Genomic DNA, 16,093 nt, shown 5'->3' on the forward strand with positions numbered 1-16,093 from the left:
CGCAGTAGTCACATGGGCCTCCGCTCTCGCTCGAACACGCCAGGGGTAAGCCAGGACGGCACGCTGCCCGCCTGTACCTGGACCGGGCCAGACCATGTCAGCCGGTAGCCGAGCCGGTCGTTGTTGCTCGCGGCGACTAGGTCGGCGAGCACGCGGCGTGCCGTCACCCAGTCCACGCCCGACAGTATTTGCTCGACCGCAACAGAGTCCTCGCCGCTGAGCACCTCTTCGGCGACTTCCGCCAGTCGCTCGGCCTCCGAGTCTGGGCGTTCTTGGGAGGGCTGCTCATCGCCATCGGGAACCCGGGAACGCGGCGGCGTGGAACGGCTGCCGTTTGCCTGCGGCCTGCCGGCAACGACCTCTGTCAGGTCGGAGACGTCGTGCCACGGGGTAGGCGCGTCGAAGACTTGATCAGCTAGGACCGCCGCGAGCTCATCCACGGTTGCCCGCCGCGCGAACCGCCTCCACATCTCGGGCGGTAGCAGGTTCAGCGCCCTCGTGGTCCCCGCTGCGGTCATCAGGCGTGCCGACGCGTTCGTCGAAGCATCTTCGTAGGCGGCGATCGCCGATCGCAGCTCCCCGCACTTGCGGCTGAGTTCCGGCCAGGACTCCAGCAAGATCTCATGCACCGCAGACGCCTGGTCAATGAGCGACTTCGCGTTCCACAGTAGCGGCGCGCGCTCCCGCAGCGCCTCCACGGTGCCGCCGACGGTCAGCGCCACGAGCTCGGCGACAAGGAGCCGAAGCGCCGTGGTTACCCCGACGACTACCTCGAGGGCTTCCTCAGCTGTACCCTGCCCGCCCTCCAGCCTGATCTTCTCCATCGTCAGAAGCTGGTGCAGTTCAGACTGACCTCCGCGGGCCAGCATCCGCTGGACGAACAGCATTGACACGTAGCTGGTGAACGAGGCCCGGAACTCGCGCTGGTAGGGCTTATCAAACGCGGGCTGGATCGCGCCGAGCTTCTTCAGGACGCTCAGGCGATTGTCGATCACCTCGTCCGGGAAGGCGGCGCATGCCGCCCTGATCTGCTCCGCTGTCAGTCCGTCTTCGCCCGCGCGGGCAAACGCAGCAAACAGCGTGTTCGACAGTCGGAACAAGGCCACGTCATCGATCGCCGCGTCCGCCCGCCGCGCAAGGACGGCGACAATCTGCCTGAACACAGAAGCGACGGCCTGCTCGCCCGCCACTGTATCCAGTCCAAACTGCTCATCCGCCACTGAACCGCTCCTGGTTGTGTCCTGACTCTAGGCTTGGGGTTCCATCTGCGGTTTGCCTGGGTGAGGTGTAACTCTGATGCATTCGACGGTGAGGCAGTTGAACATGAGGAGCCGGCCGTTCCAGGCTGATCTCGTCGCCCCCAGTCCCAACCACAGCACGTAGGGTAGCTGATCTGATAGGAAGGTCGGGGGCAGATTGCGATCACGGTCATGCCCAGGGCTGTGGTCAACGTCGAGGTCGTGGTGCTCAATCCAGGCAAGGTCTGCGTACACCCAATGGGCGATGCGTTGGTCAGGGTGGTGTGCGAGTCCGCGCTCGAACCGAGCGGCGGTACTGAGTTCTTTGGACGACACCCTCGCGGCCCAGGAGACTGGACCGACCGACACCTTCAGGGCCGTGCCAGCAGGGATATCCCAGGGACTTTCCGCCGTGTAAGCCCAGAAGGCCCTGACAGCGCCGAAAGACACAAAAGTGCGGTTCAGGGCCTACGTCATCAGCGCTCGATGATGTTCACCGCGAGCCCGCCCCGTGCCGTCTCCTTGTACTTGACCGACATGTCCACGACCGTCTCCTTCATGGTCTTGATGACCTTGTCAAGCGAGACCATGTGACTTGCGTCACCGCGCATCGCCATCCTCGCTGCGGTCACAGCTTTGACCGCCGCTATGCCGTTCCGCTCGATGCACGGGATCTGGACCAGAGCGCCGACCAGGTCGCAGGTGAGGTCGAGGTTGTGCTTCATGCCGATCTCCGCCGCGTTCTCGACCTGCTCGGGCGACCCGCCCGCCGGACGTTGGCTCCTGCGGACCGGTCGGCTTCCGGCAGGAGGGCATCGACTGTCACCGACTCGCGTCCGCGCACCGTCACATACCGGGGCAACGTGTTCATCTTTTTCCCAGTTCGCCCCGGGCAGACGGGAAAGATCCAGCAGGGGCTGGTAGAAGCGCCAGGGGCATGTCAACGTAGACGACTTCCCCGGAAAACCCCGCAGATCAGGAGGGTTTGCCATGACCGTTGACATCGTCCGGCCCGGATTCTCCACTACCGTCGAGGCCCTGCGGCTGCGCACCTGGCAGCTCGGCTCCGGCCAGCCGACCGCAGTGCTCGATCAGTTCACCGACGCCGACTTCAAGTTGGTCGTCGAGGACCGCGCCGACGTCCACATCAATCCCCGCGATGGGCGTTTCTACCTCGGCTGGTTCCCCCACGGCCGCCCCGGCACCGACGGCGAGGGCTGGAGACTTGCCGTCACCGGCACCGCCAAGGTCCCCGGCTACCACGCCAGCTTCGACACCGAGACGCCGGTGCACATCGTTGCTGCCGCTGTGGCCGCGGTGATCGCCACGTTCCAGCCGCGCTGACCAGCCGACCGGGCCGTCCGCCCACGGGCGCCGGGCCTCGTTCTTCTCCGGCCCGTACCCTGCCCCCGCACACCCACCCCTATGTATATAGAAGGAGAGCCCTCGGTGAATCCGCATACCCCCGACGCCCCCGAGATGACGGTCGGCGCCCTGATCGACCACCTGTCCACCCTCGACCGGACCGCGCCGGTCCGGTTGGCCTTCAACCCGTTCTTCCCCATGGCCCACCGGGCAGGCGATGTCGTCGAGGCCCGGGACGAGACCGGTCGAACGATCGTGTTCCTCGCCGACTCCGGCGAGCAGCTCGGCCCTCTGCCCCCGGAGGTCGCGGTCCGGCTGACCTGGCAGGAGCCGACCGTCGCCCCCGCCCGCCCGCGCCGCAGGGCCGCCTGTCCCAGCACCGGACAGTAGAAACCCGCCGAGCACCGGGAGGCGCGCCCCTGAACCCGCACGACCCCCTTGATCCCTCCTACCCCGACCTGCCGGGCCCGCCCCAGTTCTGGGTCACCCCTCGTCACCTGGCCGGGGATGACGGAGTCCTCGCCGACCAGATCGGTGCCACCCTGACCGGTGCCGGGTGGCGGATGTGGCCCACCAGCCGCAGCACCCTGCTCTACGTCAGCCCGGACGACCTGTCCGGCGCCGAATGGGTCCGTGCCTCCTGTCCGATCGAGCTCGGCGGACTCCCCGTCGCATGGCAGATCACCGCCCGCGCCCACCCGGACAGCGCCCTGCGGGAATGGAACGCCTACGTCACCGAGGGCGTCCCCCACGAGGCCGTCGCCGACTTCCTCCTCGCCCTGCACGCCCGCACCGAACCCGCCACCGGCTTCACCGGGCCCCAGAGCGTCCTCGACGCGCTGCTCGCCCAGGGGTGGCTCCTCGACATCGACCACCCCACGACGACGGCCACCGCCCCGGACCTCGCCGCCACCGTCTCCCTGGAGACCGTCCCCGAGCACGTCTTCGACGCCGACCCGCGCCCCGGCATGGCCGGCTGGCAGGCATGGGCCGACCCCGCCGTCGGCACCGGACTGCTGTGGTGCGCCACCTTCAGCGCCAGCGTCCCGCATGACTTGGTCGCGGCATTCGCCTCCTCCCTCGCCTCCCCGGCCCCGGTACCGCGCCGTACCCTTCCCGCCAGCGCCCGCCACCGGCTCACCGTCATCCCGCCCGGCTGACCCGGCCTGTCTCCCGGGGACCGACTCCTGCGCAAGCACGCGGGTCGGCCTGCGGTTCGACCGGGAACCGGCTCAGCGAGCACAGTGAGCCGAGCTGCCCTCACCTCCGTCAACTCCCGATGGGAGTGGCCCACGACCTCAAGGAACTGAACACCGAGGCCGGCGAGTCCGGCGTTCGGACCGCTCGCCGGCCCGGCGCGGATCGTCTTCCCCAAAGCGGCGCCTTCGCGCGAGACGCCCCTGCCCCGGACCATTCGACAGCTTGTGGAGAGAACATCACCCTGCCCGTCCCAGAGCCCCCACTGCCGACGTTCTGGCTCGGTGCGCATCGCCCGCATCGGCTCAAGCAGACCAATGCACCGCTGTTCATATCGAACCGCCAGCTTGCCCCTGTCCGGACGCTCCCACGAGCCCTCGGCCCGTGGGCACTCGACAGCGGCGGCTTCACCGAGATCACCAAGTACGGCGAATGGCGCACCACCCCCCAGCAGTACGTGCGGCAGATCCGCAGGTACCGAGATGAGGTGGGCCAGCTGGCCTGGGCGAGCCAGCAGGACCCCATGTGCGAGGACGAGGCGCTGCGCATGACCGGCCTGTCCATAGACCAGCACCAGGACCTCACCGTCACCAACTTCTTGAGCCTGCGCTGGCTCGCCCCCGAGCTTCCGATCATCCCCGTCTTTCAGGGGTGGCTCCGGCCCCACTACGTGCGCTGTGCTGAGAAGTTCGCCGCTGCCGGAGTTGATCTCACGAGGGAACCCCTGGTCGGCGTCGGCAGCATCTGCCGCCTGCCCAACACGTTCACGGCGGGCTGGATCCTGCAGGACCTGCACGCCATGGGCCTGAAACTGCACGCCTTCGGCTACAAGAAGACGGGCCTCGCCAGCTCGTGGCCGTACGTGGCCTCCGCCGACAGCATGGCGTGGTCGAAAGCCGGTCGGTACGAGCGCGTCTGCGGCACCCACAGCGGCGAGGCCAACTGCCTGAGCTACGCACAGAGCTGGCGCCGAGACCTCCTGCACCACTTGGTCGACATCCGCGCCCGTACGTACCCCCGGCCCGCTGAGCCGCGGGCGATTACGGCCCACGATGCCGACGACGCGCACGCTGCCCCCTGATGGCAGACCACCTCGGACACTTCCGAGCACGAACGGGCCGGCCCCCGCAGACTGACTGCGGGGGTCGGCCCATGTCCGTTCTCAGGCCGCCGGAGCGGCTTTGGCGAGCACCTTCTCCATGTGGGCATCGACGAGGGCGGGGGACCCTGAGACCACGGCGAGTACCGTCCCGGCGCGGATCGCGGTCTGCTTGACGACGCTGTCGCGTCCGGCGGCGGTGAATGTCAGCAGCTGTGACCACTGCTCGTCGCCGAAGTCCGGGGCGGTGAGCTTCTGCGTGGCGACCTTCACGGGCGTGCTGCCGACGACGGCCTGGTAGACGGGGCAAGAGGTCATGGCCTCGAAAATCCGGCCCGTCCCCGTGGACAGCCGGGCCGCGGTGTCGCTGTAGAGCTCAGCGGACAGCTCCGCGTCACGGCTGCCGGTGTAGGTGAAGGCGGCCTTCGCACGGCGGGGGAAGTCGAGCGAACCACCGGCCCCGGCCTCACCGCCGAGTTTCTCCAGCGCAGGGCAGCCGATCACTGTCACATCGTCCCGTCCGACACTCTGCCCGACGTCCCGCTGGGGCTTCGGGACGTAGCCCTCACCGAGGTCCCCCGCGTTCAGCAGCCGACCCCGCAACTGCTCGGACGAGAGCACCGAGGCGGGCCTGCTCTCCTCACTCTTCCCCGGCGCCGTGGCCGCAGGGGCGGGACCGCCTCCGGCCGTCGAGGAGGTGGAGGGGGTGTTCGTCGAGCAGGCAGAGAGCGCGAGCAGGGAGAGGGCGGTCACGGCGAGGACGGCGGTGGTGGAGCTGCGGGGCATGGGTCTCCCAGGGTGGTGCAGACAGGGCTTGGTGTGGCGGTCCTGATGCGGAGGAAGGGGAGATGGGCAGGCCGGACGGAGGCGGTCAGTGGCCGAGGAAGCGGATCCCGTTCTCGTAGCTCGCGTGCTCCTCGGTCATGGGGCCGCTGTTGCGGTTGAACCACGCGGTGTCCAGGCCCGTGTGGTCGGTCTCGTGGCCGGCGCGGCACCGCAGCCACACCCGGCCCCGGGTGCTGAGGACGATCCAGTCGCGATAGGTCTCACACCGGGAGCAGGTGACGATCTCGCCCTCCACGATCAGGGGGCCGGGCCAGGCCATCATCAGCCCGGCCATCTCGCGCTGGGACGGCGCGACGAACTCCGGCGGCAGGAAATCGTCCACCACCGCGGTGGGTTCAGCGGCGGCCTGCTCGGTGACCGCGGCCGTCGCGGCTGCCCGCTCCCGCTTCTCCTCCTGGTCGAGCTCCTCCAGAGGGGTCGGGATGCTCTGGAAGTAGTCCCAAACCTCCCGGCTGGCTCGCTGCAGCTCCTGCCGCTCCCGTGCCTCACGCCTGCGCTTGAACATGATGTTCCCCTTCCCTGGGTCCTCTGCGGACCACAGAGCGTGCCCCATGCATGCGTCCAGGTTCAACTCTGAAATCCTTGTACTCACCTGGCCTTCCGTCGCTGGTCAGAGCGATTCTTGGTAGCACGCGCGGGCCTCTGCCGGGGCGGCGTGCTCCCGGCACCTGCCGGGGGCAGCGCGGTGGCGTCGGCGGGGAGGTCGGCCAGGCGGCGCAGCCGCCACACCAGCACGTCGCTGACCGAGTCGGCCGTCTCCAACTCCCGTCGTCCGGCGGCTTCGGTGAGCAGGGCGGCGGGGTCGTGGCCGGCGGCCCGGGCGTCGGCGAGGGTCGCGGCGAGCGCGGGCCAGCCCGCCTCCCCGAGGACCCGCTCAGACAGCTCCGGCACCGCGGCCCGTACGATCGCGGCCTGCCGCTGCTGGAGCGGCAGGGCGAGCTGACGGCCCCGTTCGTGAAGAATGCCCAGGGGGTATGCGGCGGACTGGCGGTAGGCGGCGCGCAGATGACCTGCGGCCTCGCGGGCGGCGGCGGCCTGCTGCGCGTGCCCCTTCCGGGCGTGCCAGTGCGCGGCGGCGGTCACCAGGAAGAACACCATGTCGATGACCATCGCCGTGGTCGCCCCGTCCTCACCCCGACCCAGCGCCGGGCCGCCGTAGGCGAGCTCCCGGGCGGCCCGCCGCAGCGCCTGGTCATGCCCCCGGGCGGCACGGATGTGGGACCGGGTCGCTCGCTCGAACGCGAAGGCGGCGTCCCGGAGTTGTCGGCGGGTGTGCGCTGCGCTCGTTTTGGCCAGGGCGTCGAGGACTTCCCCGGCGGCGGCGAGCTGCGCCGCCACCGTCTGGTCGTTGCCCTGGTCGACGACCAGCACCGCCTGCCACACCGCCGACGCTGCCCGGCGCCGCGCCGCCGCCGGACCAGCAGCCACCGGCTGGAGCCCCGCGGGCGGCTGCTCCTCCGCGCTCTCTGCCGCCGGCTCGGCCGGTGTGGTCCAGCGTTCGCGGATCCGGGGGAGGGACAGGTCGGGGGCGAGCTTGGAGCCCGAGTAGAAGACTGGTTCCCCTTTCCCGTTGCGGTCGTCGGGCAGGGCGACGGTGTAGCCGAGCAGGTCCCCCGACGGCGCGACCCGGTGCCGCACGAGGAGCCCCGTGGCGGCGAGCCGGTCGAAGAACTCTGCTTCCCCGTCAGCGCCGGCCACCGCGCGCCGGACGGCTTCGCGCAGTTCCTCGCGGGGTGTGCGCTCTCTCCGATCCCGGGTGGCTTTGTGGCGTTCGGCACTGGTGGGGCGGCGGGCAGCGGTGCCGTCACCGGCGTTGAGACGGCGAAGGCCGTACTCGGCTTCGAGGAGGCGTGCTTCGGCCTGGGCGCGGGCGGCGTCGTGGTCGAGATCGGGCTTGTAGCCGTCCTCACGGACGAGGGTGGCGATGATGTGGACGTGGTCGTCGGCGTGCCGCACGGCTGCCCAGCGGCACCCGGCACCGTCGTGGTCCGGGTTGTCGATGCCGGTCGCGGCGACCATGCGCCGGGCGATGTCCGCCCACTCGTCGTCGGTCAGGATGCGGTCGGTGGGGGCGTTGCGGACCGAGAGATGCCACACATGCTTGCGCGGGCGGTCGTGCTTGTCGATGTTGTCGAGCGGCTGGTCGAGGAGCCGCTGCAGGTCTTTGATGGTGGCGGCGAAGTCGTCGGCGCGGCCGGGGTCGGGGGCGAGGCCGTCCCAGGACGCCACCAGGTGCGGGTCGGTGTGCTCCTCGTGCGTACCCGGCCCGTACAGGTAGTAGAGGAGGCCGATGGTGCGCTTCCCGCGCTTGTGGATCCTGGGGATCATGCCGGTCGTGGCTTCCTAGTTCTGTGCGAGCAGCCGGTCGGTGGCTTCCTGGACGCGGAGCACGGCACGCCGGGTGGCGGCGATGACGGCGTCGAGTTCCGGCTCGGAGGGCCGGGCGCCGGAGTTGATGGCGCGGGCGATCTGGTTCAAGTTGTTGCCGACCTGGCCGAGGTGGCGGCGGGCGGCGAACAGCTCGGTCACGGTCTCGCGCTGTCCGGCGATGGCGGCGGCGGTGTGGTCGAGGTCGCGGGCGGCGGCGAGGCCGCTGCGGGCGAGGAACGCGGGCAGTGACGTACGGGTGCTCTGCGCGGCGGCGGCAAGGAGCGTCTTCTCTTCGTCGTTCAGGCGGACACTGCAGACGAGGTCGCGCTTGCGGTCGTGCGGTTTCGGCGAGCGTTTGCGCGAGTGCTTGTTCGCGTCACGGCGCTTGCGGCGGGGTGTCTGCTTTTCCGGCTGCGGTCCGCCCTCGGTCGCTGCCTCCCGGACCAGTGCCCCCCGGCGCTGGTCCGGACCCGCCACCCCCGGGGCGGGCTTTGCCAAGGCACTCTTCCCCGACGGGGAAGAGTGCCTTGGCCGATAACTTGCTCGTTCTCGGGTCGAGTTGGTGTCCGGCGCGCCCTGGTGGGGGGTGGCTGGAACGGGCGGGTGCGTCATCGGATCCGGCTCCCGCAAGTGCGAGCGTACTCCTGGAGCTGGGCGGCGAGGTGCAGCACGTCGGCCGGCCCGCCGAGGACCCGGACCGGCGCGGTCGGGGTCCGCTGGACGAGCCACTGGCCGGTCGGTACCGGGATGGCGGCGTAGAGGTGGCCGTGGCGGACCAGGGTCTCGGCCCACGCGCCGGCCTCGGCGGCTGTGACGGGCGCCGTGCGGCGCTCTCGGGGGGACATGCGCATCTCCGGTGGTGAGGGGGCGCGGTGCCCGGCGCAGGGCCGGGACACCGCGAAAGAACGGGGAGTAAGAAGGCTGGGCGGGGCTTGGCGTCCGGGTGGTCAGCCGCATTCCCGGCAGCGCTCGAAATGCCGGGACAGCGCTCTGGCCATGGCGTGCTTGGCACCTACGGCACGCTTCGCGCTGACCTTCCCTGACACCCGGTTCGGGTGACGCTCAGCGTGGTTGAGCAGGCCCTGGATGTCGCGCTCGTGACCGGCTCGGATACGGGCGAAGCGGTGGCAAGTCTTCATCGTCTATCGGGTCTTTCGCTGGGAGCGGGGCAGGTGGGCGAGGGCAGGGTCCCGGTAGAGCCGGGTCTGCAGTTCCGCGAAGCGCTCGTTGCTGATCTGGATGGACTGGGCGCGGAGGTAGGGACGGATGACGCGGCGGGTCATCCGGCCCTCGGTCAGCGCGGCGGTGCGGGCGAGTTCGACGAGCCGCTCCATCGGCACCGGTTCGTCCGCGTCCTGGTCCGCCCTCGTGGTCCGCGGGTGCTTCCGCGCAGGGGCGGTCTGGTCCGCGTCGGTGGTCCGCTGGCGGTCCGGTCCGCCGGTCGGCTGGTCCGCAGCCGTGTGCTTCTGGTCCGCGGGCGGCTGGTCCGCCGGGCTGTCTCCGCTCTGGTCCGGACGGTGGTCCGCAGTGGACCGGTCGCGGAGGGCGGTGCCCACCTGCTGGTCCGGGGCGAAGCCGGTGCCCGGACCAGGGGGCGTGGACTGCGTGGTCCGCTGCTGGTCCGCAGCCTGGTCTGCCGCGTGACCTGCGGTGATGCTGGTCCGCGGCGCGCCGTCGTCATGGTCCGCGACCACCTGGTCCGCAGCCGCGGGCTGGTCCGCGCCGCTGTGATTCTGGTCCGCGAGCGGTTGGTCCGCAGGGGTGGTCCGCGGCGGACCGGGCGCCGGTTCGTGGTCCGCGCCGGTCTGAGGCCGGTCCGTGTCGTCGGTCCGCGGCTGGTCTGCCGCGCCTTGGCCAGTCTGGTCCGTGCCATCGGAACAGGCTTTCGGTGTCTCGGCGGTCCTGGTCCGCTGGTCCGGGGCGCCGTACGTGTCGGTGGCCATGGCGAGAGCAGCGGTCGGGGTGGCATCGGCCGTGTACGCCTCGGGTCGATCGGCGGGGTCGGTGACGAGCTGGTGGATCTGCCGCATCAGGACGCCGAAGGCCAGCAGGGCGGCCGTCGGCGGGACGGCGGCGACCACATAGTCGAGGACCGGTACGGAGCCGCCGTTGCCCGTGCTGCTGACGCCGGCGATGTTGAGGGCGATCGATCCGACCGAGCCTGCGGCGGTCAAGGCGATGGCCCACCAGTCGACTTCCCGCCGAAGCCCGGCCCGGAGCATCAGGACCTCGCCCGCGATGATCGCGGCGTCCAGGGACGCGGGCCAGGCCCACTGCCGGGCCGGGGAGTGCCCGAGCCCGTGCTGACCGGCGATCTCCGCGAGGTGTGCGTACGAGAGCCAGAACGCGCCGCCGGTCAGGGCGATGATCACTGCCCCCGCCGTGACGAGGGCCCACTGCTCGGCAGCCTGCCGGCCCCGGCCGCCTCCCCCCGGGGTGGACGATCCGGGTGGGGCGGGAGTAGGCGTGTGCGGGGTGTGGACGGTGGCGTCGGCGGTGGCGGGCTGGGTGCTGCTGGGGGTCATGCGGCCTTTCCGAGCGCGGTGATCAGGGACTGGGTGTGGATGTGGCGTGCTACCGGGGAGAACCCCTCGGGCTCCGTGTCCTCCTCGTCGGTGTCCGCCGCCTCGTCCTTGCTTTCGGCGTCTTCCGGCGATGTGCCGTCCTCGTCCTGGTCCTCGGCGGTGCCGTACTGGCCCCAGTACCGGTCGCGGTCCGCGACCGCGTGCGCGGCCTCGCGCATCAGGTCACGGGCGTAGTCGAGGTCGAGTCGCAGGGTGTGGGCGAGGTGTTCGGGGCTCCACCCGCGGACGTAGGCGTGGCGGGTGACCGCCTCCCGCTCGGCGTCGGAGAGGTGCACGTCGCGGCCGAGGAAGGCGGAGCGGACCCGCTCGTAGTCGAGCCGCTTGCTGATCTTCGCCCGCCAGCGCCAACGCTCCTTCTCCGTCAGCCCGCCCCAGACGCCTTCCTTGGAGCCCTGCTCCAGGGCGGCGTTGAAGCACTCCTTCTTCACCGGGCAGCCGCCGCACAGGGACTTGGCCTCGGCGATGGCCTTGTGGGCGCGGGGGAGGGGGAAGAACAGCCGGTCGGCCTCGGCGGGAGGCAGGTCGCGGCAGGCGCTGCGGGCGTGCCAGCTGTGGTCGGCGAGTCCGCGAAGGATCGGGCGGTTGTTGTTGGTGGTGATGTAGCGCAAGGGAGTCTCCGGGTACGCCTCGCCGGGCTGGCGGCGCTCCTGCGACGGGCAGGGCATGCGGGCTTCGGGCGGGGCGGGGCGGTCAGGGGCGCGGGCGTGGGTTGTCGCGCCGGAGGGCCGGTGGGGGTGGGGTTTTGGGTCAGCGGTGGCTGTAGCGGCGGTCCGGGCCGCTCAGTTCCACGGCGGTGCACATGCCGGACAGGCGGGACAGGATCCGGTCGCCGACCGCAGTACGCAGCTCCTGACGCATCCCGGCCCCGGGCTGGGGGGTGGGCGGGAGGTTGGTGGTGACGAGGGTGGGGAGGTGGTTCTCCCCTCGCCAGGCCAGGAGCCGGAAGGTGATGTCCTCGTTCCAGGCGGTGGTCTTGGCGGCGCCGAGGTCGTCCAGGACGAGCAGCGGGATGCGCATGGCGTGCTGGAGGACGGCTTCGGTGTCGGTGTTCTGGCTGCGCATCTGGCCGTAGAGGTCGGCGGCTTTGACGGCGTGCCAGCGCACCGCGCATCCGGCGGCGGTCAGGGACCGGATCGCGCCGAACGCCTGCCGGGTTTTGCCGGTGCCGGTCGGACCCCAGAGCAGCAGCGACGGGCCGTTGCGGATCTCCAGGCGTCCCGGCCGGCCGTAGTGGGCGTGCCGGTCCCCGGCGTAGGGGGCGGTCGCCGAGCCGGTGATGGCGCGGACCCAGGCGGCGACGGCCGGGTGGTCGGCGACCGCGTCCCGGTAGTCGGCGGGTATCCGCAGCTGGGCTGCCTCCAGCGCCGGGAGGGGTGCCGGTGCTAGGTCGGCGGGCAGGGACCTCCCTGCACCCGGAGCGATCCCGCGGGCCGCGAGCTGGGCCTCCAGCCGCTGGCGGAGCCGGTCGGACACAGCGGGCTGAGGATCGGCGGACCAGGTGCGGGTGCGGGTCACAGCGGCCTCCCGAATACGGCGCCCTCGGGCGGTGGGGTGGGGTTGAAGTACGGCTGGTAGGCGGAGGATCCGGTGCTGGCCCAAGGGCCCCCGCCGGAGGCGCCCGGTGCCCCGGCACCGACGAGGGCGGGTGCGTTGACGACCTCGTTCACCAGACTCGCCAGCGTGCTCGGGTGCAGCGCCCTGGTCCGCAGCCGGTCCATCGCCGCGCGGATGTCCGCGGGTTCGAAGCCCTCGTCCAGCAGTGCTTTCGCCTTCCGCCCGAGCAGGCCGAGGAAGTCCTGGGGCGGGCGGCGGGTGCAGCCCTTGACGTACTCGGCCACCAGGCCCTTCGCGGAGACCCGTTCCACGACCGCGCCGGGTGCGGGCGCGGCGCGCCCCGTAAGGAAAGATCCAGGATCCACGATCCCAGATCCAGGCAGTGAGCCCTCAGTGAGCCCGGCGTGAGCCCCGTTCGCATCCGGGCATGCACTGTCTTGACCTGCGAATTCTCCGGATGGCGCGGTCGGGGCACGCTCATGCTCCGACGAGGGCGGCGGCGAGGTCTGCTCAGGGACGGGCGGGGAATCCGCCGGGGCCGTCCCCTGCGGCGAAGCGGCCGGAACCGGGGGTTCGAGTCCTTCGTGAGGGCTCACGGAGTCCCCGGAGGCAGCGGGGCCGGGGCTCGCCGCAGCGCACTGAGCGGGCGAGACGCCGGAACACCGGGTCTCCTGGCACCGGCCGCACTTGCGGTCCCCCTGGTGGCCCGGGCAGCGCGGCAGACGCGAGTCGGTCGCCCGGTTGATCTTCTGATGCCGCTCCCACTTCACGATGTGCAGATAGCCGCGCCCGTCGCAGCCGGTGTAGCGGCAGATCAGACCCGCGGCGGCCAGCTCCTCCAGATCCCGGGCGACGTGGCCCGGGGTGTGCTCGGGGCGCAGTGCCCACAGCCGACCCGCGATGATCGCCGGATGGTCACGGCAGCGCCCCGAGTCGTCGGAGAGGGTCAGCAGACCGATGAAGGTCAGGACCGCGGTCACGGAGACGGAGGCGATGTCCTCGGACTCGAACAGCTCCGGCTTGACGGTACGGATCCGCGCCATCAGGCAGCACCCCGGAAGCGGCGGGCAGGCTCCCGATCGGCTGCTGTCCCATGGGGGTTGGTGCTGGAAGGGGCGCGGGCCGCCGTGCTGGCCGGGACGGTCGGCCTTTTGCGCGGGGCAGTCGGCATGCAACACTCTCCTGTGAAGTGATGCCGCGCCGGTGTGTCCTGTGAGAAGGGCCGGTGCGGTGCTGGTGGGTGAATCTCAGGCCCTTGCCGGGGCCGGAGTTCCATTGCGCGGTCGGCGTCTGAGAGTTCGCAGCTCTCAGGCGCCACCGTCATTTCCGGCTGCTGTCAGCGTGTCGGCGGTGGGCTGGGCATCGTGGATCTCCTCGCTGTCCGGTCCCCGGTACCAGGGATGATCCCCGGCGGGCGACCAGCAACATACGCACACCCCCCGCGCCGAAGTCCATACATAGCTCTAGTTCCCTGTACAACTCTGAAATTCCACAAGGGCATAAGGGCGCGATCGGGCCTGCGGGGCCGTGGCCCAGGCGAGGACGCCGGGTGCCGCATGGAATCAATGACGCTCCGCACCCCCGGATCCCCCTGTCCGATGCGCCGGCGCTGTACCGGCTGATCAAGGATTTAAGCCTCGCCACTCGCTGTAGTCAACGCATGCACCGACGTCAGTGACACGCGTAGACCCGTGTATAGGGAACCCGTTGCTCCCGAGTCGGGGGAAGTCAACTCGCCTTTATTGCAAGGGAGATGGGGCTGCAGGTAATGCTCTCGCCCCGGATGACGGCCCGAGGGAAAGGGAGGGCGGGGGGAAGGGGATTGGGGACCGGCAATCTTTTTCCGGCCATCGGACCGGCAGAAGATTTCCGGCCATTCTGTCCGCTTCGCGCCGAACGGGGCAGGATGCCCTATGAATTGATGTCGCGTGGAACTAAATCAGGCCCTCTTGTGTGATCTCGGCCACCGGGATCTTGACTAACGTTCAAGACGGGCTGGAGATTGCGTAGGGTCCTGGAAAGCCATCGACCGCAGGCCCCGGAGCCGGACCTCCTTCCGGTATGCCCCGCACCCCCGTTGCGGGCACCTGAGGGAGAAACTCTCGGCCGAGATGACAACAAGAAGGGCACATGGGCACCGCGATTTCGCACAGCGACGACGCCGGCCACAACGAAAGGCAGTCCGAGAGGCCACTGGCCGGACACGTCGTGGGCCTGGGCCCCCTGCTCCGCGCATGGCGGGCAGCAGCCGGCATGCGACTCGGCAGCCCGGTGACCCAGAAGGACGCAGCCGTGGCCGTGGGCCGGTCCGAGCGCTGGTACCGCGACCTGGAGAACGGCGCCCCGAGACGACTCGACCGGACGCAGTGCCAGGCCCTTGCCAGAGTCCTTCAACTGGGTCCCGAAGAGCGGCTGGCCCTGCTGCTCCTCTGTAACGTCGGGTCCACGGAGGCTGCCTCCGCCCGCGGCAGGAGCCTCCGCGACTGGGACGCCATGCGCCAACTCGTCGGCAGCCAGACGTCACCGTCCTACGTCACCGACAACAACTGGAACATTCTCAGCCACAACGAAGCCATGGCCAAGTGGTGGCCCTGGGTGCTGGACCCCGGTGCGAACACCATGCGCTGGCTGCTGGTCAGCCCCGAGGCCCGCTCCCGGATCTACGACTGGCACCGTCACGCACTGACAAGCATCAGGCTCCTGAAGTTCGCAACGGCCAGCCGTGGACACAGCGCCGATCTGGCCCGGCTGATCGGTGACGTCTGCAAGGACCGGGACGTCCGCAGTCTCTGGGAGACCTGCGTACAGGTGAGCGAGAACCGCGACGGCCACGTCTTCCGCATGAGCGTGCCCGCCCTGGGCTGGGAACCCGTCGACGTCATCAGCCACGTCCTCTACCCCGCCAGCCTGCCCGACTGCCGCTTCGTTGTGATCACACGCCTCCAGGACGACGACGCCAAACGAGCCCACAGCACTTCCCAGTACCAGGGGCAGGGGACACTGCCGACCGAAGCGCAGCCAGAGGAAGACGAACCGGCGCACCGGCCGGAAACCTCAGCGCGCCGGCTGGCCGGACGGCTCTCCGTGGCCACAGCGGAAACAGCCGCCGCCCTGGCAGGCGACGACGGCATCCCCCTGCCCGTCCTCAGCCAGATGATCAGCCCAGGGTGCCAGCTGACACTCTCACCGCAGACCCGGACCGTGATCTGGGCGACGAGAGAGGACGACGGCAGATGGAACGTCACCGAGGTCGACCCCTACACAGTGACCGTGCTCCTTCCCCACGCAGCCGCCCGCGAGACCGCGGGCGAAGAGCTGAAGGCACTCACGCGCGCCGTCCTCCCCGCAGACGAAGCCGAGGCCGCCACCCGCATCCAGACCCTCCTACCCCAATGGAAAACACGTATCAGGATCCTCGAAGAGATCCAGCACGACCTGCGGGACAACGGCCAAACCCTGCCAGACACCTGGCACCCGGCGGACGAGATCTGACTCCACCCACCAGTTCGCTGCGCACGCCCTCGACCCCCCGCCGTCAGCCGGTGGTGCAGGCGCGGTGCAGGACGCCCAGCCCGCCGGCCGGGGCCATCGCCGTGGCCCCCTCGGTGCACCACGGGGTGTTCGCGGAGTGCGCCGGGACGGCCAGGTCCAGGCCGGGCACCAGGGCGGTGGACGGGGCAGTGTTCTTGCGGCTGGTCACAGCGGTGCGCTGCGGGACCAGGAGGACGTTGTCATAGCCGAGGGCGAAGCGGACCGGTCGGCGGGTCATGCCGGAACTCCTTCGAAGGCAGGGGCACACAGCCATACCGGACCCGGAGGCCAAGCCCCGTGCCCGTTGC

General features: G+C 70.4%; 15 protein-coding genes and 2 pseudogenes. 5 read left to right on the top strand and 12 right to left on the bottom strand.

Features of this window, described 5'->3' with window-relative positions; translation table 11 throughout:
• Positions 1-8: 8 nt before the first annotated feature.
• Positions 9-1,220: a hypothetical protein gene (locus ACFYT4_RS16905; RefSeq protein ID WP_389269077.1), complete on the bottom strand. Its 1,212-nt coding sequence runs from the start codon at positions 1,218-1,220 to the stop codon at positions 9-11.
• Between the two features lie 494 nt (positions 1,221-1,714).
• Positions 1,715-2,005 (bottom strand): annotated as a pseudogene (locus tag ACFYT4_RS16910) (L-serine ammonia-lyase, iron-sulfur-dependent, subunit alpha); the annotation flags it as partial.
• A 223-nt stretch (positions 2,006-2,228) separates the two neighbouring features.
• Here ACFYT4_RS16910 and ACFYT4_RS16915 point away from each other — a divergent pair.
• From ACFYT4_RS16915 to ACFYT4_RS16930, 4 genes are all read left to right on the top strand, one after another.
• Positions 2,229-2,582 carry a DUF317 domain-containing protein gene (locus ACFYT4_RS16915; RefSeq protein ID WP_389269079.1) on the top strand — a complete coding sequence of 118 codons (354 nt, stop codon included), beginning with the start codon at positions 2,229-2,231 and terminating at the stop codon, positions 2,580-2,582.
• Between the two features lie 81 nt (positions 2,583-2,663).
• Positions 2,664-2,993, top strand: a complete 330-nt coding sequence (locus ACFYT4_RS16920) for a hypothetical protein (RefSeq protein WP_389269081.1) — start codon at positions 2,664-2,666, stop codon at positions 2,991-2,993.
• Positions 2,994-3,061: 68 nt separating this feature from the next.
• Positions 3,062-3,763 carry a DUF317 domain-containing protein gene (locus ACFYT4_RS16925; RefSeq protein WP_389269280.1) on the top strand — a complete coding sequence of 234 codons (702 nt, stop codon included), beginning with the start codon at positions 3,062-3,064 and terminating at the stop codon, positions 3,761-3,763.
• 125 nt (positions 3,764-3,888) lie between these two features.
• Positions 3,889-4,881: a hypothetical protein gene (locus ACFYT4_RS16930; RefSeq protein ID WP_389269083.1), complete on the top strand. Its 993-nt coding sequence runs from the start codon at positions 3,889-3,891 to the stop codon at positions 4,879-4,881.
• An 81-nt stretch (positions 4,882-4,962) separates the two neighbouring features.
• On the opposite strand, the gene ACFYT4_RS16935 is transcribed toward ACFYT4_RS16930, so the two are convergent.
• The 9 genes and pseudogenes from ACFYT4_RS16935 to ACFYT4_RS16975 all read right to left on the bottom strand — a co-directional run bounded on the left by ACFYT4_RS16935 (position 4,963) and on the right by ACFYT4_RS16975 (position 13,297).
• Complete coding sequence (locus tag ACFYT4_RS16935; RefSeq protein ID WP_389269085.1) at positions 4,963-5,685, bottom strand: hypothetical protein; 723 nt, start codon at positions 5,683-5,685, stop codon at positions 4,963-4,965.
• A gap of 85 nt (positions 5,686-5,770) precedes the next feature.
• A complete protein-coding gene (locus ACFYT4_RS16940; protein ID WP_389269087.1) occupies positions 5,771-6,250 on the bottom strand; it encodes a hypothetical protein in 480 nt (159 codons plus the stop codon).
• Between the two features lie 83 nt (positions 6,251-6,333).
• A complete protein-coding gene (locus ACFYT4_RS16945; protein WP_389269089.1) occupies positions 6,334-8,073 on the bottom strand; it encodes a relaxase/mobilization nuclease domain-containing protein in 1,740 nt (579 codons plus the stop codon).
• Positions 8,074-8,088: 15 nt separating this feature from the next.
• Positions 8,089-8,613: a plasmid mobilization protein gene (locus tag ACFYT4_RS16950; protein ID WP_389269091.1), complete on the bottom strand. Its 525-nt coding sequence runs from the start codon at positions 8,611-8,613 to the stop codon at positions 8,089-8,091.
• A gap of 110 nt (positions 8,614-8,723) precedes the next feature.
• Positions 8,724-8,960: a hypothetical protein gene (locus ACFYT4_RS16955; RefSeq protein ID WP_389269093.1), complete on the bottom strand. Its 237-nt coding sequence runs from the start codon at positions 8,958-8,960 to the stop codon at positions 8,724-8,726.
• A gap of 1,143 nt (positions 8,961-10,103) precedes the next feature.
• Positions 10,104-10,487, bottom strand: a pseudogene (locus ACFYT4_RS16960) (DUF2637 domain-containing protein); the annotation flags it as partial.
• Between the two features lie 149 nt (positions 10,488-10,636).
• On the bottom strand, positions 10,637-11,365 hold the full coding sequence (locus tag ACFYT4_RS16965) for a WhiB family transcriptional regulator (RefSeq protein WP_389269095.1): 729 nt from the start codon (positions 11,363-11,365) through the stop codon (positions 10,637-10,639).
• A gap of 82 nt (positions 11,366-11,447) precedes the next feature.
• Positions 11,448-12,215 (bottom strand): ATP-binding protein, encoded by a 768-nt coding sequence (locus ACFYT4_RS16970; protein WP_389269097.1) that lies wholly within the window; start codon positions 12,213-12,215, stop codon positions 11,448-11,450.
• Positions 12,212-13,297 carry a hypothetical protein gene (locus tag ACFYT4_RS16975; protein ID WP_389269099.1) on the bottom strand — a complete coding sequence of 362 codons (1,086 nt, stop codon included), beginning with the start codon at positions 13,295-13,297 and terminating at the stop codon, positions 12,212-12,214. The genes ACFYT4_RS16970 and ACFYT4_RS16975 overlap by 4 nt, the downstream gene beginning before the upstream one ends.
• A 1,087-nt stretch (positions 13,298-14,384) precedes the next feature.
• Here ACFYT4_RS16975 and ACFYT4_RS16980 point away from each other — a divergent pair.
• Complete coding sequence (locus tag ACFYT4_RS16980; RefSeq protein WP_389269101.1) at positions 14,385-15,746, top strand: helix-turn-helix domain-containing protein; 1,362 nt, start codon at positions 14,385-14,387, stop codon at positions 15,744-15,746.
• A gap of 43 nt (positions 15,747-15,789) precedes the next feature.
• Here ACFYT4_RS16980 and ACFYT4_RS16985 read toward each other — a convergent pair whose 3' ends face one another.
• Positions 15,790-16,023, bottom strand: a complete 234-nt coding sequence (locus ACFYT4_RS16985) for an IMP dehydrogenase (protein ID WP_389269103.1) — start codon at positions 16,021-16,023, stop codon at positions 15,790-15,792.
• Positions 16,024-16,093 lie beyond the last annotated feature (70 nt).

This window comes from Streptomyces sp. NPDC004609, assembly GCF_042873655.1.
Taxonomy (GTDB): domain Bacteria; phylum Actinomycetota; class Actinomycetes; order Streptomycetales; family Streptomycetaceae; genus Streptomyces.